19 protein-coding genes are annotated in these 21,733 nt (G+C 57.6%); 7 read left to right on the top strand and 12 right to left on the bottom strand.

Translation table 11 applies throughout. The features are described 5' to 3' along the window. Nucleotides 1-184 precede the first annotated feature (184 nt). From fghA to RBB44_RS15435, 3 genes are all read right to left on the bottom strand, one after another. Complete coding sequence (fghA, locus tag RBB44_RS15445; protein WP_306148590.1) at nucleotides 185-1,009, bottom strand: S-formylglutathione hydrolase; 825 nt, start codon at nucleotides 1,007-1,009, stop codon at nucleotides 185-187. A 33-nt stretch (nucleotides 1,010-1,042) separates the two neighbouring features. Further along, a complete protein-coding gene (locus RBB44_RS15440) occupies nucleotides 1,043-1,474 on the bottom strand; it encodes a GNAT family N-acetyltransferase (RefSeq protein ID WP_306148589.1) in 432 nt (143 codons plus the stop codon). A gap of 61 nt (nucleotides 1,475-1,535) precedes the next feature. Continuing rightward, on the bottom strand, nucleotides 1,536-2,648 hold the full coding sequence (locus RBB44_RS15435; protein ID WP_008194504.1) for an S-(hydroxymethyl)glutathione dehydrogenase/class III alcohol dehydrogenase: 1,113 nt from the start codon (nucleotides 2,646-2,648) through the stop codon (nucleotides 1,536-1,538). A gap of 399 nt (nucleotides 2,649-3,047) precedes the next feature. Here RBB44_RS15435 and RBB44_RS15430 point away from each other — a divergent pair, with 399 nt between their 5' ends. The 6 genes from RBB44_RS15430 to RBB44_RS15405 all read left to right on the top strand — a co-directional run bounded on the left by RBB44_RS15430 (nucleotide 3,048) and on the right by RBB44_RS15405 (nucleotide 10,414). Then, nucleotides 3,048-4,301, top strand: coding sequence for a sarcosine oxidase subunit beta family protein (locus RBB44_RS15430; protein ID WP_306148588.1), 1,254 nt, complete (start codon nucleotides 3,048-3,050; stop codon nucleotides 4,299-4,301). Nucleotides 4,302-4,316: 15 nt separating this feature from the next. After that, a complete protein-coding gene (locus RBB44_RS15425; protein WP_008190152.1) occupies nucleotides 4,317-4,622 on the top strand; it encodes a sarcosine oxidase subunit delta in 306 nt (101 codons plus the stop codon). Next, nucleotides 4,619-7,621 (top strand): sarcosine oxidase subunit alpha family protein, encoded by a 3,003-nt coding sequence (locus RBB44_RS15420; RefSeq protein ID WP_306148587.1) that lies wholly within the window; start codon nucleotides 4,619-4,621, stop codon nucleotides 7,619-7,621. The genes RBB44_RS15425 and RBB44_RS15420 overlap by 4 nt, the downstream gene beginning before the upstream one ends. Beyond that, nucleotides 7,614-8,189 carry a sarcosine oxidase subunit gamma gene (locus tag RBB44_RS15415; protein ID WP_133947114.1) on the top strand — a complete coding sequence of 192 codons (576 nt, stop codon included), beginning with the start codon at nucleotides 7,614-7,616 and terminating at the stop codon, nucleotides 8,187-8,189. Before RBB44_RS15420 ends, RBB44_RS15415 begins: the two co-directional genes overlap by 8 nt. 111 nt (nucleotides 8,190-8,300) lie before the next feature. Then, a complete protein-coding gene (locus RBB44_RS15410) occupies nucleotides 8,301-9,632 on the top strand; it encodes an HD-GYP domain-containing protein (RefSeq protein WP_306148586.1) in 1,332 nt (443 codons plus the stop codon). Between the two features lie 68 nt (nucleotides 9,633-9,700). Beyond that, nucleotides 9,701-10,414 (top strand): endonuclease/exonuclease/phosphatase family protein, encoded by a 714-nt coding sequence (locus RBB44_RS15405; RefSeq protein WP_306148585.1) that lies wholly within the window; start codon nucleotides 9,701-9,703, stop codon nucleotides 10,412-10,414. 25 nt (nucleotides 10,415-10,439) lie between these two features. On the opposite strand, the gene RBB44_RS15400 is transcribed toward RBB44_RS15405, so the two are convergent. The 4 genes from RBB44_RS15400 to RBB44_RS15385 form a co-directional block, all read right to left on the bottom strand. Beyond that, entirely contained in the window at nucleotides 10,440-11,954 is a 1,515-nt protein-coding gene (locus RBB44_RS15400) for an inorganic phosphate transporter (protein WP_306148584.1), read from the bottom strand. Nucleotides 11,955-12,107: 153 nt separating this feature from the next. Continuing rightward, entirely contained in the window at nucleotides 12,108-12,593 is a 486-nt protein-coding gene (locus tag RBB44_RS15395) for an NUDIX hydrolase (RefSeq protein ID WP_306148583.1), read from the bottom strand. Between the two features lie 113 nt (nucleotides 12,594-12,706). Then, nucleotides 12,707-13,597: a carbon-nitrogen hydrolase family protein gene (locus tag RBB44_RS15390; RefSeq protein WP_306148582.1), complete on the bottom strand. Its 891-nt coding sequence runs from the start codon at nucleotides 13,595-13,597 to the stop codon at nucleotides 12,707-12,709. An 83-nt stretch (nucleotides 13,598-13,680) separates the two neighbouring features. Then, entirely contained in the window at nucleotides 13,681-13,872 is a 192-nt protein-coding gene (locus tag RBB44_RS15385) for a hypothetical protein (RefSeq protein WP_306148581.1), read from the bottom strand. Between the two features lie 139 nt (nucleotides 13,873-14,011). Between RBB44_RS15385 and RBB44_RS15380 the strand changes: the two genes are divergently transcribed. Further along, nucleotides 14,012-14,638 (top strand): LysE family translocator, encoded by a 627-nt coding sequence (locus tag RBB44_RS15380; RefSeq protein WP_306148580.1) that lies wholly within the window; start codon nucleotides 14,012-14,014, stop codon nucleotides 14,636-14,638. Here the strand turns inward: RBB44_RS15380 and recJ are convergent. The 5 genes from recJ to RBB44_RS15355 all read right to left on the bottom strand — a co-directional run bounded on the left by recJ (nucleotide 14,635) and on the right by RBB44_RS15355 (nucleotide 21,507). Further along, a complete protein-coding gene (gene recJ / locus RBB44_RS15375) occupies nucleotides 14,635-16,455 on the bottom strand; it encodes a single-stranded-DNA-specific exonuclease RecJ (RefSeq protein ID WP_306148579.1) in 1,821 nt (606 codons plus the stop codon). The two genes, RBB44_RS15380 and recJ, sit on opposite strands and share 4 nt — an antisense overlap. Before the next feature lie 10 nt (nucleotides 16,456-16,465). Then, the gene (gene glpX / locus RBB44_RS15370) at nucleotides 16,466-17,461 is read right to left on the bottom strand and encodes a class II fructose-bisphosphatase (protein ID WP_306148578.1); all 996 of its coding nucleotides are present in this window, start codon (nucleotides 17,459-17,461) and stop codon (nucleotides 16,466-16,468) included. Between the two features lie 48 nt (nucleotides 17,462-17,509). Then, nucleotides 17,510-18,829: a homoserine dehydrogenase gene (locus RBB44_RS15365; RefSeq protein WP_306148577.1), complete on the bottom strand. Its 1,320-nt coding sequence runs from the start codon at nucleotides 18,827-18,829 to the stop codon at nucleotides 17,510-17,512. Between the two features lie 22 nt (nucleotides 18,830-18,851). Beyond that, nucleotides 18,852-20,069, bottom strand: coding sequence for an LL-diaminopimelate aminotransferase (locus RBB44_RS15360; protein WP_306148576.1), 1,218 nt, complete (start codon nucleotides 20,067-20,069; stop codon nucleotides 18,852-18,854). Nucleotides 20,070-20,280: 211 nt separating this feature from the next. Further along, on the bottom strand, nucleotides 20,281-21,507 hold the full coding sequence (locus RBB44_RS15355) for a GGDEF domain-containing protein (RefSeq protein ID WP_306148575.1): 1,227 nt from the start codon (nucleotides 21,505-21,507) through the stop codon (nucleotides 20,281-20,283). Between the last annotated feature and the right edge of the window lie 226 nt (nucleotides 21,508-21,733).

The following is a 21,733-nucleotide window of genomic DNA, read 5'->3' as shown; positions in this document are numbered from 1 at the left end:
CCGTAGCGTGCTATCGTAAGGCCCGAAATTCCATGCAGAACAATTATTTTAAATTGAGACGCAAGCTTCCACAACTAAAGTTAGATATACCGAGTCCACACGCGTAACATGGACTTAGCTGACAATCGCAAGCTGGATCGCACCGGCTCTCAGCGCGATCCGGATAAAGCCGAAATAACTGGACCTATTTCAAGCGCGCGGCATGCCAGGCGACATGGTCGCGGGCAAAGGTCGAGACGAAGTAATAGGAATGATCGTAGCCCGGTTGCAGACGGAAGCTGTGGGCTGTCTTTGTCTCAGCAAGTGCCGCGGCCAGCGCCTCGGGTTTGAGCAGATCGTAGAATTGGTCATCTGCGCCCTGGTCAATGAGGATGTCCTCAACCCAGCCCTTTTTCTTCAAGAGACACACAGCGTCATGCGCCGTCCACAAGGTCTCATCGCTACCGAGATACGCACCGAGTTGCTTGCGTCCCCAGTCGGATTGGCTTGGGTTTGCGATCGGTGAGAAGGCCGACAAGGAGCGGTACTGGCTCGGGTATTTCATCGCCAGTGTCAGCGCACCGTGCCCTCCCATAGAGTGCCCTGTGATCCCATGGTGGATCGACACCGGGAATTTCGCCTGCACAAGGTCGCGCAGTTCAGTTGCGATGTATGTTTCCATCTGGAAATGCGGTGCCCAAGGATCTTGGGTTGCGTTGACATAAAATCCAGCGCCCTGGCCAAGATCATAGGCCTCGTCGTTGGCAACACCCTCATCGCGCGGGCTGGTGTCCGGAAAGACGACCGCGAGGCCAAACTCCGCGGCATGCGCCTGAAGACCTGCCTTGGTCATCGCGTTTTCGTGGGTGCAGGTCAGCCCGGACAAATACCACAGGCACGGCACTGGACCGTCTTTGGCCTGCGGCGGGATATAGACCGCGAAGGTCATTTCTACACCGGTCGCCGCGCTTTCGTGGCTGTAGACGCCCTGAACGCCGCCAAAACACTTGTTTTCAGAAAGGGTTTTCATGGAAACTCCATTAAGACTTTAGCGTCCGCACCGTCAAAGCTTCCGGTACATGACAAGTGCATCGACATACCCGTCGCGCGGATGATGAAATGCCTCTGGCAACCGACCGACGATATCAAATCCGTATCGCTGCCAGATCTCTACTGCACGCGTGTTTGTCGAGACGACAAAGTTGAACTGCATCGCTCGAAACCCGTCCGCCTTCGCAGTCTCGAGCGAATGTTCCAGCATCAGTCTGGCAACGCCTAAGCCTTGCGCGGCAGCAGCGGTGACGAACCCGCAATTGCAAACATGGGAGCCACCGCCCTTCTGGTTTCGAACGATGTAGTAGGTGCCCAGAAGTTGGCCACCCCTTTCAACCACAAAGACTTTTTTGCCGCCTGTCCAATAGGCAAGCGCACCGGCACGGTCGATATCGGGATCGACCGTGTAGGTTTCACCGGCTGCGAAGACGGGCTCCAGCATATCCCATATGCCATCCCCATCTTCTGCGCGGGCAGATCTGACAGTGAGATCCGTCACCGGCTTAGTAGAGCACCACTGAGCGGATCGACTCACCTTTGTGCATAAGATCGAAGCCCTTGTTGATGTCCTCGAGCGGCATGGTGTGCGTGATCATCGGATCGATTTCGATCTTGCCGTCCATGTACCAGTCAACGATCTGCGGGACATCGGTCCGCCCGCGTGCGCCGCCGAAGGCCGTGCCCTTCCAGACACGTCCGGTAACCAGCTGGAACGGACGTGTGGCAATCTCGGCACCGGCCGGCGCCACACCAATGATGATCGACTCGCCCCAGCCCTTGTGGGCCGATTCCAGCGCGGTCCGCATGACATTGACGTTGCCGGTCGCATCGAATGTGTAATCCGCACCGCCCTTTGTGAGGTTCACTAGATACGGAACCAGGTCTTCCTCCACCTCGGACGGATTGACAAAGTCGGTCATGCCGAAGCGTTCGGCCATTTCCTTCTTGGCCGGGTTCAGGTCAACGCCAACGATCTGATCCGCACCTGCAAGCCGCAGTCCCTGAATGACATTGAGGCCAATGCCACCAAGACCAAAAACGATCGCGCGCGACCCAATCTCAACCTTGGCCGTGTTGATCACGGCGCCGATGCCTGTCGTGACGCCGCAGCCGATGTAGCAAACCTTGTCGAACGGGGCGTCCGGATTGATCTTCGCAAGAGCGATCTCCGGAACAACGGTGTAGTTCGCGAAGGTAGAGGTCCCCATGTAGTGCAGGATCGGGTCGCCATCGAGCGTGGAGAACCGGGACGACCCATCCGGCATAAGGCCCTGGCCCTGCGTGGACCGGATTGCCTGACAAAGGTTGGTTTTCGGGTTGAGACAGTATTCGCACGTCCGGCACTCCGGCGTGTAGAGCGGGATCACATGATCGCCCGGCTTCAGGGTCGTGACGCCCTTGCCGACTTCAACAACAACCCCTGCGCCTTCGTGGCCGAGAATCGCCGGAAAGAGGCCTTCCGGGTCTGCACCGGACAAGGTGAACTCATCCGTATGGCAAATGCCAGTTGCCTTGACTTCCACCAGAACCTCAAAAGCCCGCGGGCCTTCCAGGTTGACTGTGGTAACTTCGAGGGGCTTGCCGGCGCCCACTGCCACGGCTGCACGAACTTGCATTTGACGATCTCCCTAAATGCTATTGACCCGCACAGTTACTCCGAGCGAGATCATTTGCAAGAACCGGGACGACATCCAATGTCGGATTTACGCATTCAAGAGCGCCGGTTTGTTCCTTTCTGCGCCCAAAAGCAGCCCAAGGCCTCACATTTTTTGCGTGTTTTCAGCCTGTCTAATCCTGCGGAAAACCTGTGCCGGTGAATATGTCGCTTTCAGACCAACAAGCGACCGAAACCTGATATGCAGATGGGCATGCAATCGCGAATATGCGCACCAACGGACACAGCTTGCCGATTGGCAATCGCCGGTGCCCATAGGACATGAACACAAGGACCGGACCGCGACCGTCTTTCCAACTTGAAAGGCTGTGATGGTCCAAAACGTGCGGAGCCGCTCTTTATGAAGCGTTATTCCTTCCTGGAACTGGCAAAAAATGCCTTTTCCGCGCACCAGAACTGGGGCCGCCAATGGCGCGCGCCGGAGCCCAAAGCCGAGTATGACGTGGTCATCATCGGCGCCGGTGGCCACGGTCTTGCTACCGCCTATTACCTTGCCAAGGAACATGGCGTGCGCAACGTCGCCGTCCTTGAAAAAGGTTGGCTTGGCGGCGGCAACACCGGCCGGAACACCACCATCGTGCGCTCCAACTATCTTTGGGAAGAAAGCGCGGCGCTTTACAATCACGCCATTGATTTGTGGGACGGCCTGTCACAGGAACTGAACTACAACGTCATGTACTCCGCGCGCGGCGTCATGATGCTGGCCCACACAGTCCACGACGTTCAGGTCGCACAGCGCCACATCCACGCCAACCGGTTGGCGGGCGTACAAAACGAATGGCTGACGCCGGAACAAGCCAAAGATTACTGCCCACCGCTCAACATCTCCAGGGACATCCGCTATCCGGTAATGGGCGCTGCCCTTCAGCGCGTTGGTGGCACTGCCCGCCACGATGCGGTGGCCTGGGGCTACGCGCGCGGCGCAGACGACATGGGCGTCGACATCATTCAGAATTGCCTCGTCACCGGCATCAAGCGCGGCGCCGATGGTGCTGTTGAAGGTGTTGAAACCGCCAAGGGTTTCATCAAGGCCAAGAAGGTCGCCGTTGTAGCTGCCGGCAACACCACAACCGTCATGGATATGGCCGGTGTCCGGATGCCACTGGAGTCCTTCCCGCTGCAGGCACTCGTCTCCGAACCGGTCAAGCCCGCTTTCCCCTGTGTCGTGATGTCGAACACGATCCATGCCTACATTTCCCAGTCCGACAAGGGCGAGCTGGTGATTGGTGCAGGAACAGATCAGTTCATCTCCTACAGCCAGACAGGCGGCATCCACATTTCCAACCATACCATTGACGCGATCTGCGAACTGTTCCCGCACTTCCGGCGCATGCGCATGTTGCGCAACTGGGGTGGCATCGTGGACGTGACCCCGGACCGTTCACCCATCCTGTCCAAGACGCCTGTCCAGGGTCTTTACGTGAACTGCGGCTGGGGCACAGGCGGTTTCAAGGCAACACCGGGCTCTGGACACGTCTTTGCGCATACGATTGCCAAGGACGAACCGCACCCGATCAATGCACCTTTCACGATCGACCGGTTCAAGACCGGCCGTCTGATCGACGAAGCGGCCGCCGCCGCCGTGGCACACTAAGGGGAGAATACAGACATGTTGTTGGTTTACTGCCCTTACTGCCAGGTAGAGCGTCCGGAAACCGAGTTTTCCTGCCGCGGCCAGGCGCACATCGCCCGCCCGTCCGACCCTGCAGAAGTCACCGACGAAGGTTGGGTTGAGTATCTCTACATGCGCGACAACACCAAGGGTGTTTACGCGGAACGCTGGCGCCACATCCATGGTTGTGGCCGGTTCTTCAACGCCGTTCGCCACACCGTGAGCGACGACTTCCTAAAGTTTTACAAGGCTGGCGAACCGATGCCGGATCTTGACGAATTGGCCAAGGAGGCCGGCAAATGAGCCAGCCATTCCGTACTGAAAAAGGCGGCCGGATCGACCGCGGCGAACAGCTGACCTTCACCTTCGACGGGGAGGAAATGCAGGGCCACAAGGGCGACACCCTTGCCTCGGCACTGCTGGCTAACGGTGTTCACCTGGTCGGGCGGTCCTTCAAGTACCACCGTCCGCGCGGCATCGTGACAGCCGGTTCTGAAGAGCCGAACGCACTGGTCGGCGTCTATCGCAAGGGCGACCAAACACCGAACCTGCGGGCAACCCAGGTGGAAGTCTACCAAGGCCTTGAGGCGATCTCACAGAACCGTTTCCCATCGCTCGGCTTTGACGTCGGCGCAGTTAACGACCTCTTGTCGCCCTTGTTTCCAGCGGGCTTCTACTACAAGACTTTTATGTGGCCAAAGGCCTTCTGGGACCGCGTTTATGAGCCGGTCATCCGTGCTGCGGCCGGTCTTGGCAAACCGCCAAAAAACCCGGATCACGACACCTACGGCAACATCTACGCGCACTGCGATGTACTGGTGGCAGGGTCCGGACCAGCCGGTCTTGCCGCAGCGATGGCCGCAGCTGAAACCGGCGCAAAGGTCATACTGTGTGACGAGCAGGCCGAATTTGGCGGTTCGCTTCTGTCGGACGAAAACGCAACCATCGACGGCAAAACCCCGATCGAGTGGGTCCAGGAAACTGGTGCCAAGTTGGCTTCTATGGACAATGTCACGCTTTTGTCCCGGACGACTGCGTTTGGCTACTTCGCGCACAACTACATCGCCCTTGCCGAGCGTGTAACCGAGCACCTCAGCGACCCGGATCCCAAGCTGCCGCGCGAACGCCTCTGGCAGGTTCGCGCCAAAGAAGTGGTGATCGCCTCCGGCGCCATCGAACGCCCGATGGTCTTTCCAGAAAACGACCGCCCGGGCATTCTCCTCGCTGATGCGGGCCGGACATATCTCAACCGCTATGGCGTTAAAGTCGGCAACAAGGTGCTTATCGCAACCGCTTGTGACACTGCCTGGCAGGCAGCTTTCGATCTCGCCGATCATGGCGTGGATGTTGTGGCGATTGCCGACTTGCGTGAAACCCCGCCAGAAAACCTTGTGGCCATTGCACAGGCCCGCGGCATTCGGGTTGAAGCTGGTTGTGTCGTCACCGGAACGCTCGGACGCACACGGGTCAAGGCCGCCCTGCTCGGCCGTTTGATGACCTCCGGCAAGGTCGCATCCGCTGGTCAGGTCGCGTGCGACGCAATCCTGATGTCGGGCGGCTGGACGCCAACCGTGAGCCTTTACTCACAGTCCCGCGGCAAAGTTGTCTGGGACGAAACCGTTGGTGCTTACGTGCCCGGAAAATCCGTTCAAAACGAGCGCTCGGCTGGAGCAGCTAAAGGTCTCTACGGCCTTCAGGCAACACTTGAGGACGGCTATGCTGCTGGTGAAGCAGCGGCAAAAGCTGCGATCGGCAAGGAAGCCAAGGTCACTTATGCGGCGGCATCCGGCGGGGAAGCTGGCCAAGGCGCTGTTCTCGGTGCCCTGCCACATGACCGCAATGCCTCGCGCGTGAAAGCGTTTGTTGACTACCAGAACGACGTGACCGCCAAGGACATCAAACTCGCCGCGCGCGAAGGCATGCAGTCGATCGAGCACATCAAGCGCTACACGACGACCGGCATGGCGACCGACCAGGGGCGTCTGTCCAACATGAATGCGCTGTCCATCGCTTCTGGCGCTCTGGAAAAGCCGATCGTGGATGTCGGTCTCACGACATTCCGCCTTCCCTATACGCCAACCACCTTCGGTCTGTTTGCCGGTGTTGCCCGCGGCGATCATTTCGATCCGGTCCGCAAGACCCCGTCCCACGACTGGGTTGTCGCCAATGGCGGCGTTTATGAAGACGTCGGACAGTGGAAACGGACCTGGTACTTCCCGAAATCCGGTGAAGACATGCACGCAGCCGTCGCCAGGGAATGTGCCACAGTGCGCGAGAGTGTTGGCCTGTTCGATGCCTCAACCCTCGGCAAAATCGAAGTGGTCGGGCCGGATGCGGCCGAATTCCTGGAGCGGATGTACACCAACCCTTGGAAAAAGCTGGCCCCTGGCCGCTGCCGCTACGGCCTCTTGCTGAACGATGCCGGCTTCATCGTCGACGATGGTGTCATTGGCCGTCTGGCCGACGACCGCTTCCATGTGACCACTACCACCGGCGGTGCGCCGAGCGTCTTTGCGACGATGGAAGACTACCTGCAGACCGAATGGCCGGATCTCGATGTCTGGATCACGTCTACCACTGAGCAATACGCAGTGGCCGCAGTTCAGGGACCTAAGGCCCGTGAAGTGATCGCCCCGTTCATCGAAGGCATTGACCTGTCCGCAGAGGCTTTCCCGCACATGAGCGTCAAGGAAGGCACCTTCTGCGGTGTTCCGTGCCGCTTGTTCCGCATCTCCTTTACCGGCGAACTCGGGTTCGAGATCAATGTCCCGCGCCGCCATGGCAAGATGATGTGGGAAACGCTGGCAGGTGAAATCGAAAAGCACAACGGCACAGCATATGGCACGGAGACCATGCACGTCTTGCGCGCTGAAAAGGGCTACATCATCGTCGGTCAGGACACCGACGGGACTGTCACCCCGCAAGACGCCGGCATGAGCTGGGCCATCGGCAAGAAAAAGCACGACTTCGTCGGCAAACGCGGCCTGGAACGCCCGGATCTTGTCGCCGAAAACCGCAAGCAGTTTGTCGGCCTCCTGACCAAGGATCCGAAGGTCAAGCTGGAAGAAGGCGCACAAATCACTGTTGCGCAAAACCCGGCCACCGGAACACCAGCGGAAGGTCATGTGACTTCTTCTTACTACAGTCCCGCCATGGGCCGGACGATCGCTTTGGCGATTGTGAAAAACGGCCATGCCCTTCATGGCAAGTCGCTTTATGTGCCCATGCCGGATGGCGGCATCGAGGTGGAAGTGACCAGCCCAATATTCTTTGACAAGGAAGGAGCGCGGCTCAATGTCTGATCTTCTTGCCAGTGACGTCATCACGCCAGATGCTGGCGAAACCCCGCTCCTCAGCCTTCCGGATGTCTCAATTCTGAAAGCCGCGCCGATGACACGGCTGTCGCTCCGGTTGCGCGAAGCTGCCATCCCGGCGGCGGGTGAAGCTTTCGGCGCGAAATTGCCGGTGACCCCGCTCGGTGCGGAAACCTCGGCAAAACGGGCAGCGCTTTGGATGGGGCCGGACGAATGGACGCTGTTGGCGCCTGAAGATGAGCTTCAGGCGGTGTTTGACGGGATCGAGGCCAAGCTCGATGGTCAGCCGCACTCCCTCACCGACATTTCGCACCGCTCAGAAGCTTTGATCGTGTCAGGTCCAAAGGCCAGCTGGTTGCTGAACACTGGAATTTTCATCGATTTCTCGCTGGAAAAGTTCCCGGTTGGCACGGTGACACGGACAATCTTCCACAAGTCTCCAGTCATGATCTGGCGCACAGGTGAAGACACATTCGTGGTCGAGGCGTGGGTCTCTTTCATGGACTATGTTGCCGGCATCCTTGTCGAAAGCGCCCAGGAGTTGGCCGCAGCCTGACCACAGCCTGCGCGTACAACAACCGCATCTTAAGGTTCTTCGGCGACCCTTGCGCGAACTCGAGCGTAAGGGTCGTTTCTTTTGCCAACTGAAAACACAAGTAAGATCCGTATGGCCGAGCTCTTCGGAGCGCTCAGTCACGCCCTCGACATCACAGAGGGCCAACCACGTGGGCATTGTGTCCGCTGCTGCTGGATCGGCATCCACATCGGGCGGCAAATCGGTCTGCCGGAAGCAGAACTCAGCGACCTTTATTATACGCTGCTCTTGAAAGATCTCGGGTGTTCCAGCAATGCGGCACGCATTTGCGAGCTCTATTTGACGGATGACCTGACTTTTAAGCACGATTTCAAGACCATTGGGACCAGCCTGCCTGCTGCACTTCGGTTTGTGCTGTCGCATACCGGTTTGAAACACGGATTTGCCGAACGGGTCCGTGCGATCGTCAACATTTTGCAGAACGGCGGCGATATTGCGACGGAGATGATCGAGACCCGTTGCCAGCGCGGCGCGGACATTGCCCGCCAGATGCATTTCTCGCAGCCGGTCGTTGACGGGATTTACAGCCTCGATGAGCACTGGAACGGTCAGGGGCGTCCGCATGGGCTGAAACAGGCGGACATACCGCTGTTCTCACAGATCGCGTTGTTGGCGCAGGTCATCGACGTGTTCCAGATCAACGCGGGTAAAGACAGCGCGCTCACAGAAATAAAAGAGCGCAGCGGATCCTGGTTTGATCCGGCCTTGGTCGCAGCCGCTGAAACAGCCGCTTCAGAGACAGGATTTTGGGACACGCTCCAATCGGACGATCTGGAGGCGACGGTGTACGGACTGGAACCGGCCCAGAACGTCCGCTTCACCGATGATGACCAGCTGGACGATATCGCCCTAGGGTTCGCGCAGGTCATTGACTCAAAGAGCCCTTACACGGCGGGGCACAGCGAGCGGGTCACACTTTACACCGACATGATTGCGGAAGAACTGGGGTACAGCGCCCGGGACCGGCAACTCTTGAGACGCGCGGCATTGCTGCACGATATCGGCAAGCTCGGTGTCAGCAACTCCATTCTCGACAAGCCCGGCAAACTCGACGATCTGGAATGGGAAGCGATCCGCCTTCATCCCGTCTTTACCGACGAAATTCTCCTGCGCATGGACGCATTCAGGGACCTTGCACCAATTGGGCGCGGCCACCATGAAAAACTCGATGGCCGTGGATATCCTGACGGGTTGACCGCAGGTCGGATCTCCATGGAGACACGGATTGTCACGATGGCAGATATCTTCGATGCCCTGACAGCAGAGCGGCCTTACCGCGCAGCCATGCCGCTCGCAAAAGCCCTTGGTATTTTGGAGAGCGATGTCGGATCTGCGTTGGACTCAACATGTTTTGAAGCTTTGAAGCGCGCAACACAGCGCATGGACGGATACAAGGCGGCATAATTCCGCTACAAGGGGCGCTTGATGTCCTCAGATATAACGAAATTGCAAGGGTCACCAAACTCCGCTCAATGCTGAAGATCGGCTCCTACAACATACAAAAATCGATTGGTGTCGATGCGCGGCGGCGGCCAGACCGGACATTGAAGGTCATTGGTGAGCTGCAATGCGACGTGATCGCCTTGCAGGAAGCCGACAAACGCTTCGGACCTCGTGAAAGCACTCTCGACCGCGATCATATTCTTGCGCAGACCGACTTCCGCCCGGTGCCCTTTGCGGTTGGCGAACACAGCCTCGGCTGGCATGGGAATGCTATTTTGGTGCGGCAAGGCATTGAAATCCTCGACCACCGGCGGATTGAATTGCCAACATTGGAGCCGCGGGGTGCCGTGGCCGTGGATTTGGCAGTGGAGGATCAGAAGATCCGGGTCGCCGCCATGCACCTCAGCCTGATCGGTCATTTCCGCAAGAAACAGATTTCCTCGCTCATGCACCAGCTTCACGAAGGCCTGGATTATTTGCCGACCATTTTGATCGGCGATCTGAACGAATGGCGCGATGATGCGAAAAGCATCCGTCTTCTGGAAAAACGCTACGAAGTCACAACGCCCGGCCGTAGCTTTCCAAGCCCCTTGCCCGTTGGCAGTCTGGACCGGATCATCACCAGTCCGGAATTCACCGTTCAAAAGGCCGGGGTTCACAAATCAAAGACAGCGCGGATCGCGTCAGATCATCTTCCCGTTTGGGCAGAGCTCGCCCTTGAGCCAACAGGCCACCTCGCCTGACTCTCACATGTGGGACGACTGCGGGCTATTGTGTGACCAACAGATAATCGAAAACATGAAAGAGCCCCGCCGATAGGAGCGCACACGCAGGTACCGTGACAATCCAGGCACCAATGATGGTGACCAAGTTAGTCCGGCGTACCAAAAGCCTGCGGCGACGCTCCTCCCGGTTGCGGATCGGCTGATGGCGCTTGCCATTCACCTTCTGCGGGACGAACCGGTTTCTGTACCATTCGCGAAACAGACCAACGCCGAAAATGGCGCCCACAGCGATATGAGTGGACGAGACCGGCAACCCAAGCCCGGATGCTGTCAGCACCGTTCCAGACGTTGCCAGCGTGACGCAGAACGCCCGGATCGGGTTCAGCTTGGTGATCCGCTTACCGACAACTGTTACAAGACGGCGGCCAAACAAAAGAAGGCCGGCCGAAATGCCAAAGGCTCCGACAGCGCTCACCCAGAGAGGTGCAACCGGGTTGAGCTGGCCGAGGATCCAGTAGTGCAAGTCATTGATTTCGTCGGACTGGCTGTTGACGATCGCCGCCAGCGGACCGATCGCGTTCGCAACGTCGTTCGCGCCATGCGCAAACGACAGCAGCGCTGCTGAACAAATCAGCGGAATCGCAAAGAGAGAGCGCAAAGACTGTGTTCGATTGTCGAGAAACAAAGCCTGACTGGCAACAACCCGCCGATAGATGGCCCAGACAATGGCCCCCACAACAATTGGAGCCAGCGTTGCCGGTATAAACGGCAAAACGATTAGCCGATGAAGACCTTTATGGGTCATATAGGCGGTGAAGGTCGCAGCCAATCCGCCCAAGAGGATCGGCAACCAAAAGCGCGCTGCGGAAAGCTTGTCGTCTGTATAGATGACCTTGGCATTTATGAAGGCAAGCAGCAGCGCTGCAACAAGTCCACCTAGGAAAGGCGATGCAACCCAGGTGGCTGCTATGACCCCAAGCGTTGACCAGTTGATCGCAGCAAAGCTGCTGGCTGCAACGCCTGCCCCCACCACCCCACCGATAATCGTATGGGTCGTGGAGACTGGCGCACCAATGAGCGTTGCAATGTTGATCCAGATCGCCGCTGCCGCCATGGCGGTCAGCATCGCTTTCATGAAGCGGAAGTTTTCAGGGATGTCATCTGGCGCGACGATCTCGGTTGAAATCGTGGTGACCACGTCACCACCAGCCAACAACGCGCCAGCACTTTCGCAAATCGCAGCGATGATCAGCGCCGTTGTTATGCTGACCACCCGCGCGCCGACTGCAGGCCCGACATTGTTGGCAACATCGTTGGCGCCAATGGTGATGGCGAGATAGCCGCCAACCGTTGCACCAGTAACCAGGATCAGAACGTTTGAGACATCCGACGCTGCAAATTGCAGGGACGCGAGGATTGCGCAGACCGCCAAAAAGCAGATGGCAAGCCCGGGCGCTATCAAGCGCCGGCCCATCGCTTCTGCTGCATCGCCAAGAAACCCGACCCGGTCGAGATCCTTATCGAGTGCCTTTGGTGTCAGGTTGTCCCCCGAACGCACAGTACCCGTCTTTCAGATCCGCTTACCGGCAGCCTGTCGCACGAGGACCTTCAGGTCCGCACCGCGCCGGAGTAAACTGAATATGCCAGCAGCCTTGCAACAGCCTTGCGACACAGACGTGTCACAGACCGCTCAAACGTTCTGACAGATCGATTAGAAAAGCTGGTTGCGATGCCGCTTTAAGAAACGCCGCAAGGCTGGTTCATCAGCCTTTTCAATGGCCTCAGAGACAGTCATCCAAATGCGCTTGCGTTGCCCCAGCTCAGGAAAATTATCGACTTGGCTTTCAAACTCCACCTTGAACACGAGCACTCTGGTGCGCAGTTTCAAGCCACTTGCGAGCCCCTTGTAGGACCGAAAACTGCCCAGAGGCCGATGATCTGCCTTGCCGATCACCCCAGCCTCTTCATAAGCTTCAAGAAGAGCCGTTTCGAAGGCCGGCATGTCCGCCTCGGGCCATCCTTTCGGCAAAATCAGCCGGCCGGTGTCCCGTGTCGACACAAGAAGGATCTCAGGCTCTTGTTCGCCCTTCCGGCAACACAACGCCGCGATCTGCAGGCGGGCCGGTTTGACAAACAAACCAGCAAAACCGCGCAGCCACAAGGCGTCGAACGCCGATATCGTCGGGGCAAAAGCCATACAAATCCCAAAATGGTGAAGATGAGACGCTGGCTTATATAGCGCAGTTTGTTTGCCGTCTAGCAAAAAACGCACATTGTGCGCATATGCGCATGAAAACTACGCAATGGGCGTCACATTTTTAAAAGTGTTACGTTTTCGGCCGTCCAAGCGCCCGGCCAGACCTCTGCGCCACCATCCCGCAAGGCTCGAATCACGCCGACTGGAACAGACGTGGTGAGAAACAATTCTTCACCGTTGACGCCGCCTGTCGGCTTCAGTTCAGCGCCAACACCTTCGAACCCAAGCTCTTCCTCACACGGCACAAAGAGCGCAGCTCCGGAAACATTCGTGTCGTTCTGCGTTGTGCCTTCCGCGCGCCCGACAACGCCGCAGGCAGCAACGGCACACATCAGTTCGACCGCCCGCGCCTTTGCACAACCAAACACACGGTGATAGCCGGAGAGTTTCTCTGTCATCGACGGTACGAGGATGAGGTCGACTTTTTCTTTGGCAAGAAGACAGCTCAGCGCTGGCATTTCAATGTCCAGGCAGATCAGGATGGCCATCTTCAGACCATCCAGCTCAAACACCTTCAGCTCCGTTCCAGGCACCAGATGCCAGATGTCTTCTTCCTGCTCAAAGGGTGTGAGGCTTAATTTATCTTGGCGGATTTCGCGGCCATCTGGGGTCAGCAGAACCGCTGTATTTGTAATCCCGCAGGGTGTTTTCACCGGCCATGTCCCGGCCAACAATGAGACGCCTGTCTTTTGCGGCAATTCGGACAGCAGCGGAAACAGATTGTCACCAACATCAGCCAGAAAGCTCATTTCCTGATCTGGCCGAAGTCCTGCCGGTTTGAAGGCAAGGCATGTCTCGGCGAGGTATTCCGGCAGGACGAGAAGTTTTGCGCCTTCCGACGCTGCCCTCTCGAGCCCCTCCGCAATCATGTCAGCGAGCGCGGCCACAGATCTGGGCGCTCTGCCGAGATTGAAGGACCAAAGTGAAATTGGATAACTGGTCATGCTGCCCGCCCCATTTGAGTACCAAGCAGCCGACATAGCTGGACCTTGCGTATCAGTTCAAGGCCGATGATAAACGGTTTGGTTCAGCTCGCGAACAAGACGACAAAAAACGTCAAAAGAACCAGAAAGCCGGTATTTATGAACCACGGCTTGGGTTCGGCCGGAAGCGCCCGCAACTTTGCAGATTTTCTAACTTCCCGAACACCTTCAAGAGCCCGGTCTGTCCGCCGGTCGATCTCGCGGAAATACGGTGCCAACTCATTCTGAGTACGCATACTCAACCCTCACGATTCCTTCGTGAAATGAACGCTACGGCAAGGGTGTTAGAGGGAGGTTAATTGCAGCGGATAACAAATCCCTTGTACAGATCTTGAGCCCGTGATGGATTGGATATGGTTCTTGACGGAGGATGCCATGGTCGATCTGCCGACACTCATCACCTACAGTCTAATCGTACTTGGGTTTGTATTCATTCCAGGTCCGGCAACCCTTTTGACAATCGCACGGGCGACAACGTCGGGACCAAAAGTCGGCATCGCGACAGGCGCCGGGATTGCAGCTGGCGACATCGTTCACACATTGCTCGCTGTATTCGGCCTCTCAGCGATCATCGCGGCCTCAGCTCTTCTGTTTTCGGTGATCAAATACGTCGGTGCCGCCTATCTGATTTACCTTGGCATCAAAGCCATCACTTCGAAAGTTGCTCCGTCATTCGGAAACGGCATTGCGGACGTAAGCACTGGGACAGCCTTTCGCCAGGCTTTCATTTCGGAGATTCTAAACCCAAAAACCGCCCTCTTCTTTTTGGCTTTTTTGCCGCAGTTCGTGCAGCCCGAAAATGGTTACGTGCTGCTTCAACTGACAGTTCTCGGGTTTGTATTTGTCGCCCTCGGGCTATTCAGCACGATCATCTTTGCCTTGGGCGCCGGTACACTTGGCGGATTGGTCCGGCGCAATCCCGTCATCTTGAAATGGCAAGGAAAAGCCGTCGGGACGATTTTCTGCATTCTCGGTGTTCGACTGGCGTTGCAGGAACGTTAAAGCCTGGTCTTTTGCGGGTCCGCAACGTCCAGAATGCGCAGCTGCACTTTCGGTGTCCCCTGCCAGGTGTCAATGGACAGTGTCCCCGCAACGTGTAGGTTGCGGCCACGGCCTTCCAGAAGCATCTGCCCGTGGGGCTTGTCCTCTGCCTTGAAGCAAATCCCCTTGAGCGCAGTGCCGTCACCGGCTGCAAGTGTCGCCCGCACATGGCCTTTGCCCACGACATCGGCAAAGGAGACCCGGTGCGCGGGAAATGCAAACACAGGCTCGGAATGACCAGCGCCGTAGGGGCCTGCCTTTTCCAGCATATTCATCAGATCGAGGTTTGCACCCGTTGCAGTCAGTGCCGCATCGATCTTCAGTTCACGGTGCGCCGTTGCAGCTTCCACATCATCTTTCAGAACTTCGTTGAAGAAGGCTTCCAGATCTGCAGCCTTTTCCTGGCGCACCGTCAGCCCTGCGGCCATGGCATGTCCGCCGCCCTTTTCCAAAAGCCCGCCGTCGACAGCCTGCCGCACAGCTTTGCCAAGATCGACACCGTTGATCGACCGCCCAGACCCAGTGCCCTTGCCCGTTTCATCATAGGCAATTGCAAAGGCCGGCCGGCGATGCGCTTCCTTGAGCCGCGACGCGATCAGGCCGACTATCCCCGGGTGCCAATCGTTGGAACCAGTCAATAGAACGGCCGGGTCCCGCTGTTCGATAGCCATAGCGGCCTCGGCTCCTGCCTGTTCGAGCATCACGGCTTCCATCGCCTGACGCTCGGTGTTCAGCTGATCAAGACGTTCGGCAATAGCGCGAGCCTCATGCGGGTCCACTGTGGTCAGAAGACGTGCACCCAAAGCCGCATCGCCGATCCGGCCACCCGCATTGATCCGCGGACCGATCAGGAACCCCAGATGATAAGGAGCCGGTTTTCCGCTCACCCGCGCGGCATCGGCCAGCGCTGTCAGCCCATAGTTCTGGCGCTGATGCATGACTGCCAACCCACGCGTTACATAAGCGCGGTTCAAGCCCTGGAGCGGAACCACATCACACACCGTGCCGAGTGCCACCAAGTCCAGCAATGCCATCAGATCCGGCGCCTGACGGCCGTTGAACACGCCCCGCTGACGCAGCTCGCGGTTCAGTCCGACAATAAAGAGGAATGTGACGCCGACGGCCGCCAAGTGCCCCTGCCCCGACAGATCATCCTGCCGGTTCGGATTGACCAGCGCCCGCACTTCGGGCAGCGTTTCACCAACTTGGTGGTGATCGATCACAACGACGTCGAGCTTGAGCTTCCGGGCCGTCTCAAAGGCTTCAAAAGACGTGCTGCCGCAGTCCAGCGTGATCAGCAATTCCGCTCCGCCCGCCTGAAGGTTCTCAATTGCAGGTCCATTGGGCCCGTACCCCTCAATGATCCTGTCAGGAATGTGGATCACCGGATCAAGACCCATCCACTGGAGATACTTAGCCAGTACCGCGGACGAGGTGGCGCCATCGACGTCGTAGTCGCCGAAGATTGCAATCTTCTTGCCTGCCTGGACCGCATCGGCCACGCGAGTGACAGCGGCGTCCATGTCGACCAGACTGCTCGGGTCCGGCATCAGAGTCTTGAGCGATGGTTCGAGAAACGCTGAAGCGTCTTCAGCGGCAACACCGCGCGCGGCCATGACACGGGCCAAAACGTCGGGCAGCCCGTGTTGTTGCGAGATCGCCATCGCGGCGCGGGTTTCAGCGGCGCTCAGGCGCTCCCGCCATGCATTGTCATTGGCGGAGCGGGCAACCCCGAGTACGAGCCGCCCTTTATCGTCTTCGCCAAATCCTGTCAGCATGCGTCCAGACTTAGTCCAGGTGGAACTTTTCCAGCTGAGTGTGCTGGGCCTTGATGTAGCGGACAGTCCCGGTTGAGGACCGCATGACCACAGTGTGCGTGGTGATATGATTGCGGCCGAAGCGCACGCCCTGCAGGAAGTTGCCGTCGGTCACACCGGTTGCAGCAAAGAGAACGTCCGGACCGGCCATTTCTTCCAGCGTGTATTTTTTCTTGATGTCGTCAATGCCCATGCGGTGTGCACGTTCGACCTGCTCGTCGCGGGTGATCACCAGACGGGACTGCATTTGACCACCGATACAGCGCAGGGCAGCAGCAGCCAGAACGCCTTCCGGTGCGCCGCCGATACCTGCATAAAGATCGATGCCGGTTTCCTCCGGATCTGTCGTGTGGATCACACCAGCCACATCGCCATCGCCAATTAGGCGGATCGCAGCACCTGTCGCCCGGATTTCTTCAATCAAACGTGCATGGCGCGGACGGTCGAGGACACAGGCCGTCACTTCTTCGATCTTGACGCCTTTTTCCTTGGCGACAGCGGCCAAATTGTCCGCAATCGGCGCATCCAGATCGATCAGGCCATCCGAATAGCCCGGACCGATCGCGATCTTGTCCATGTAGCTGTCCGGCGCATTCAAAAGGTCACCTTCCGGAGCCAGCGCGATGACAGCGAGAGAGTTCGGCAGGTTCTTTGCGCAGATGGTCGTGCCTTCCAGTGGGTCCAAAGCGATGTCCACTTTCGGGCCCTGCTTGGTGCCGACATTCTCGCCGATGTAAAGCATCGGAGCTTCGTCACGCTCACCTTCGCCGATCACCACCGTGCCGTCGATCGGAAGGCGGTTCAATTCACGGCGCATCGCATCAACAGCTGCCTGGTCGGCGGCCATTTCATCGCCATGACCGCGCAACCGGGCGGCTGAAACAGCTGCTCTTTCGGCAACACGCGCCAGTTCCAATGTCAGGATCCGGTCAAGCCCGCTGGCTGGCTGGTGTTCTGTGTTGGACATCAACATCTCCGCTTTTCCCCCGTTCCGCACGTCCGCGGGACGTTTGACTTACTTCAGTTTTTCGATCCGGATCATCTGAGGCTGTTCTGCGACCACGCCTTTCGACATGACTACATCCAGCGCTTCTTTGATGGCGATCTCGGTTGTTTCATAGGTGATCAGGATGACCGGTTGCGGCGCATCCGCACTGTCGCGGTCTCGGTCTTCTGCCGCTGCCCGTTTTTGAACGATGGACTCAAGCGAGATACCGGCATCGCCCATGCAGCGGGCAATCTCACCGAACGCGCCCGGGCGATCGTAGACCGACAACCGAATATAATAGCCACCCTCGTGAAGGCGCATCCGGGCTCGCTCATACGGAACCAGATCTGTTGCCGGCATACCAAGAACGGGTGTTTCGTCGCCCCGGGCAATGTCTGTAATGTCGGCAACCACCGAAGACGCTGTCGCGTTCCCGCCGGCACCCGGTCCAACCAGAACGATCTCCCCGACATAATCGCCGTCAACTGCTACCGCATTCAGAACGCCGTCGATCCGTGCAATCGCGGACGATTTCGGCACCATTGTCGGGTGAACGCGTTGTTCGATGCCCGTGTCGGTGCGCTGTGCAACACCGAGCAGCTTGATCCGGAAGCCGAGCTCGTCGGCAGCCTGGATATCGGCCGTTGTAATGGAAGTAATGCCTTCCATGAAAATGCTGTCGGCATCAATCTCGGTGCCAAAGGCAAGGCTTGTCAGGATCGCAAGCTTGTGTGCCGTATCGTTGCCTTCAATGTCGAAGGTCGGATCGGCTTCCGCATAACCAAGCCGCTGCGCATCAGCCAGGCAGTCTTCGAAGCTGATGCCTTCGGCTTCCATCCGTGTCAGGATATAATTGCACGTGCCGTTCAAGATGCCGTAGACGCGGCTGACTTCATTGCCAGCAAGAGACTCGCGCATGGTTTTCACGATCGGAATTCCGCCCGCGACTGCCGCCTCATAGTTGAGGCAGGCGTTGTTCGCCTCTGCGACGCGGGCCAGATCCACACCGTGTTTGGCTATCAAAGCCTTGTTGGCCGTCACGACATGCACACCGCGGCTAAGCGCTGCGCGAACGCTTTGCTCGGCCGGTCCGTCTTCCCCGCCGATCAGCTCAACAAAAATATCGAGCTCTGCTTCATTCGCCATGGCCACCGGATCATCGAACCAGGTGAAGCCGCCTGTATCAATTCCCCGGTGCCGCGTCCGGTTCCGGGCACTAACAGCTGTAACCGTCAAGGACCGACCGGTCCTACGTTCAATCTGGCCAGCGTGCTTTTCCAGGAGTTGCACCACGGACGCACCGACCGTTCCAAGGCCGGCCACGCCGATTTTCAATGCGTCTGCCATTCGGGAATTAATCCAATTCTATTCAGCGAGAAGTCTCAAGCGGGATGACGTTGTGCAGCTTTTGCTCCGCAGTTTCAAGGAACCGGCGGACATTTCTTGCCGCTTGGCGCAACCGCTGCTCGTTTTCAACGAGACCAATGCGGACAAACCCGTCACCGTATTCGCCAAAACCGATGCCCGGTGCGACCGCAACGTCGGCGCGTTCCAGCAGCAATTTGGAGAACTCCAAACTGCCGAGAGACCGGAACTTTTCCGGGATCGGGGCCCAGCAGAACATGCTGGCTTCCGGCGCTGGAATATCCCAACCGGCCCGGCCGAAGCTCTCAACGACAACATCCCGGCGCTTCTTGTAGATCTCACGGGTTTCACGGATACAATCATCCGGACCGTTCAGCGCCGCTGTGGCAGCAACCTGGATCGGTGTGAAAGCGCCGTAGTCAAGATAGGATTTCACCCGTCCAAGGGCGCCAATCAGGCGCTCATTGCCAACCGCGAAACCCATCCGCCAACCCGGCATGGAGAACGTCTTGGACAGAGATGTAAACTCGACGGTGACGTCCATTGCACCCGGCACCTGCAAGACAGACGGCGGCGGGGTGTCTCCGAAGTAGATCTCTGAATAGGCTAGATCCGAGAGAATGAAGATGTTGTGCTTGCGCGCAAAAGCCACGACGTCCTTATAGAAATCGAGGTCCGCGCAATACGCTGTCGGGTTGGCCGGATAACACAGAATGATCGCGATCGGTTTCGGCACAGAGTGAATGACCGCGCGTTCCAGCGCTTCAAAGAAGCCACTGTTCGGCTCAGCCGGAATGTTGCGGATCGAGGCTCCGGCCATCAGGAACCCGAACGTGTGGATCGGATAGCTTGGATTGGGGCTCAGGATCACATCGCCTGGCGCGGAAATCGCCTGGGCCATGTTGGCAAAGCCTTCCTTGGAGCCAAGTGTTGCAATCACCTGTGTGTCCGGATCGAGCTTCACGCCAAACCTACGGCCGTAATAGGATGCCTGAGCCTTGCGCAGACCCTGAATTCCCTTGGAAGCGGAATACCGGTGGCTGCGCGGGTCCTGAACGACCTCGGTCAGCTTGTCGACGATGTGCTTCGGTGTTGCCAGATCCGGGTTACCCATACCGAGATCAATAATATCCGCGCCCGCCGCTCGCGCCTTTGCTTTCAAGCGATTGACCTGTTCAAAAACATACGGCGGGAGCCGTTTGATTTTGTGGAATTCCTCCATTGGCGCGGATCCTTGCGGCTTGAAAATGGGTAATTCGCACCTGCGCGGTGAGCAGGTTGCGCGCCCTTTTAACAGGCCTTTTCAAGTTTCGCACCCATCTTTGAGCACCTAGCCACCTAAATGTGGGAACAGGTAAGTTTGGCCGGGGCCTGCCAAGAACGCCCGCGAGAATGGGTAAAGCGCGCCAATTAGAAGGCTCGGTAACGGGCAGCTATGCCGGATGGGGGTTATAAAAAGCGAATTGTGCGTCTTCAGTGCCAGAAAAAACCCTGGCCTTTTCTGCGGAGCCGACAACCGTTTTGCCCCGGCCGCACGCTTTGGCTTCGTACATAGCTCTGTCTGCAATTTCCAAGGCCTCATCCAGTCCGAGATCAAGCGGTACAGAACTGACGCCAGCACTTAGTCCAACCTGAACCGAACCCTCTGTCTCCTCCGAACAGGCAGCAGCGAAATGAGCCCGTATCCTTTCGGCAAGAATCCGAGCTTGGTTTGGCTCCATCCTGGTGGACAGAATGACAAACTCATCACCGCCCAGCCGGCCTGCAACCGTATCCGCCGGTCTTGTTTCCTCGCAAACCCGGCCGAATACTTGAAGGACCAAGTCACCGGTTGCATGGCCGTGTTTGTCGTTGACCCTCTTGAACTCATCAATGTCAAACCGGATCACCGTGAGACAGTTGTTTGCGCCGGAGACTGACGTGAACGTTGCCGCCCTTTCAAACACCGCCCGGCGGTTGGGCAATCCCGTTAGACAATCGCGATAGGCGGCCGATTTGAATTGCAAAAGTGATCGCTCGATCGGCATCGCGAGAGCGGTAAACATGGAAAGTACCATGGCAACCAGGATAAGCAGCAGTGCAATCAAAATGACATGACCGCTGATCGCTTCGAACAGCCCGTTTTCAGAGCCAAATCCAAGTGCGGTCAGCAAACTGAAATGCGCGCTCGTTTCCAGAGCTGCACTAAAAGCGTACACCTTCGGCGTGACAAGGTTTTCTGTATTCCAGCGCAAGCAGATTATGGCCGACCATGCGATGTAGAGGATCATAACCGGTTGTACGTAAGCCACCCGGCTGGACAATGTTGTCGCAAAGTCCGGAACCGAGCAGAGTAATAGCCAGACCCCGGCAAGCCCTGCAGCAATCCAAACGCGCAAAGGCTGGTGAAAGAAGGCCGCGACACCGCTGCGTCTCAGTCCAGTTGCAAAAAGGATAAGAAAATTCGCTGCAATGATGGTCAGGTCGTCAGGCAACACACCACGGAAGCTTATGAGCAGTGTGCCGATCGCCCCAAGCAGGAACGCAATAGACCACAGACCGAAGGACAAATGCCCTGCCCGGTCACGATGTTTCCAGAAGAAAAAAAGAAAGCACAAGACAGCACTGGCTGTCAGCTCAGCGACAACTAGGGAAAACAGTATAGTCTTCACATCAAGCACGAGCGCCCCCAAAACGCCGGGACCACATTTCTGCCCAACAAGGTATGTGCTCACCCGCAGGTGGCATACCAAAGTTTCAAAGTTATCCAAAGTTGTTTTACGTAACGGTACCCGCTATTTTTATCGGGAGGTGAAGTAAGGTGTATCCGCTGAGGCTATGATAAAACTGACACTCAGTGCCATTGTGAAAGAATAGACCAGAGCGTTAGAGGCAGTCCGCCGCACT

This window comes from Roseibium sp. MMSF_3247 (assembly GCF_030733765.1).
Taxonomy (GTDB): domain Bacteria; phylum Pseudomonadota; class Alphaproteobacteria; order Rhizobiales; family Stappiaceae; genus Roseibium.
Note: the sequence above shows the minus strand (reverse complement) of the source record. Positions and strands in the feature narration are given on the sequence as shown.

What these genes read in the sequence shown, in the direction of transcription:
- fghA (WP_306148590.1), bottom strand. Translation starts at nt 1,009, where the DNA reads ATGAAAACCCTTTCTGAAAACAAGTGTTTTGGCGGCGTTCAGGGCGTC.
- RBB44_RS15440 (WP_306148589.1), bottom strand. Translation starts at nt 1,474, where the DNA reads ATGCTGGAGCCCGTCTTCGCAGCCGGTGAAACCTACACGGTCGATCCC.
- RBB44_RS15435 (WP_008194504.1), bottom strand. Translation starts at nt 2,648, where the DNA reads ATGCAAGTTCGTGCAGCCGTGGCAGTGGGCGCCGGCAAGCCCCTCGAA.
- RBB44_RS15430 (WP_306148588.1), top strand. Translation starts at nt 3,048, where the DNA reads ATGAAGCGTTATTCCTTCCTGGAACTGGCAAAAAATGCCTTTTCCGCG.
- RBB44_RS15425 (WP_008190152.1), top strand. Translation starts at nt 4,317, where the DNA reads ATGTTGTTGGTTTACTGCCCTTACTGCCAGGTAGAGCGTCCGGAAACC.
- RBB44_RS15420 (WP_306148587.1), top strand. Translation starts at nt 4,619, where the DNA reads ATGAGCCAGCCATTCCGTACTGAAAAAGGCGGCCGGATCGACCGCGGC.
- RBB44_RS15415 (WP_133947114.1), top strand. Translation starts at nt 7,614, where the DNA reads ATGTCTGATCTTCTTGCCAGTGACGTCATCACGCCAGATGCTGGCGAA.
- RBB44_RS15410 (WP_306148586.1), top strand. Translation starts at nt 8,301, where the DNA reads ATGGCCGAGCTCTTCGGAGCGCTCAGTCACGCCCTCGACATCACAGAG.
- RBB44_RS15405 (WP_306148585.1), top strand. Translation starts at nt 9,701, where the DNA reads ATGCTGAAGATCGGCTCCTACAACATACAAAAATCGATTGGTGTCGAT.
- RBB44_RS15395 (WP_306148583.1), bottom strand. Translation starts at nt 12,593, where the DNA reads ATGGCTTTTGCCCCGACGATATCGGCGTTCGACGCCTTGTGGCTGCGC.
- RBB44_RS15390 (WP_306148582.1), bottom strand. Translation starts at nt 13,597, where the DNA reads ATGACCAGTTATCCAATTTCACTTTGGTCCTTCAATCTCGGCAGAGCG.
- RBB44_RS15385 (WP_306148581.1), bottom strand. Translation starts at nt 13,872, where the DNA reads ATGCGTACTCAGAATGAGTTGGCACCGTATTTCCGCGAGATCGACCGG.
- RBB44_RS15380 (WP_306148580.1), top strand. Translation starts at nt 14,012, where the DNA reads ATGGTCGATCTGCCGACACTCATCACCTACAGTCTAATCGTACTTGGG.
- recJ (WP_306148579.1), bottom strand. Translation starts at nt 16,455, where the DNA reads ATGCTGACAGGATTTGGCGAAGACGATAAAGGGCGGCTCGTACTCGGG.
- glpX (WP_306148578.1), bottom strand. Translation starts at nt 17,461, where the DNA reads ATGTCCAACACAGAACACCAGCCAGCCAGCGGGCTTGACCGGATCCTG.
- RBB44_RS15365 (WP_306148577.1), bottom strand. Translation starts at nt 18,829, where the DNA reads ATGGCAGACGCATTGAAAATCGGCGTGGCCGGCCTTGGAACGGTCGGT.
- RBB44_RS15360 (WP_306148576.1), bottom strand. Translation starts at nt 20,069, where the DNA reads ATGGAGGAATTCCACAAAATCAAACGGCTCCCGCCGTATGTTTTTGAA.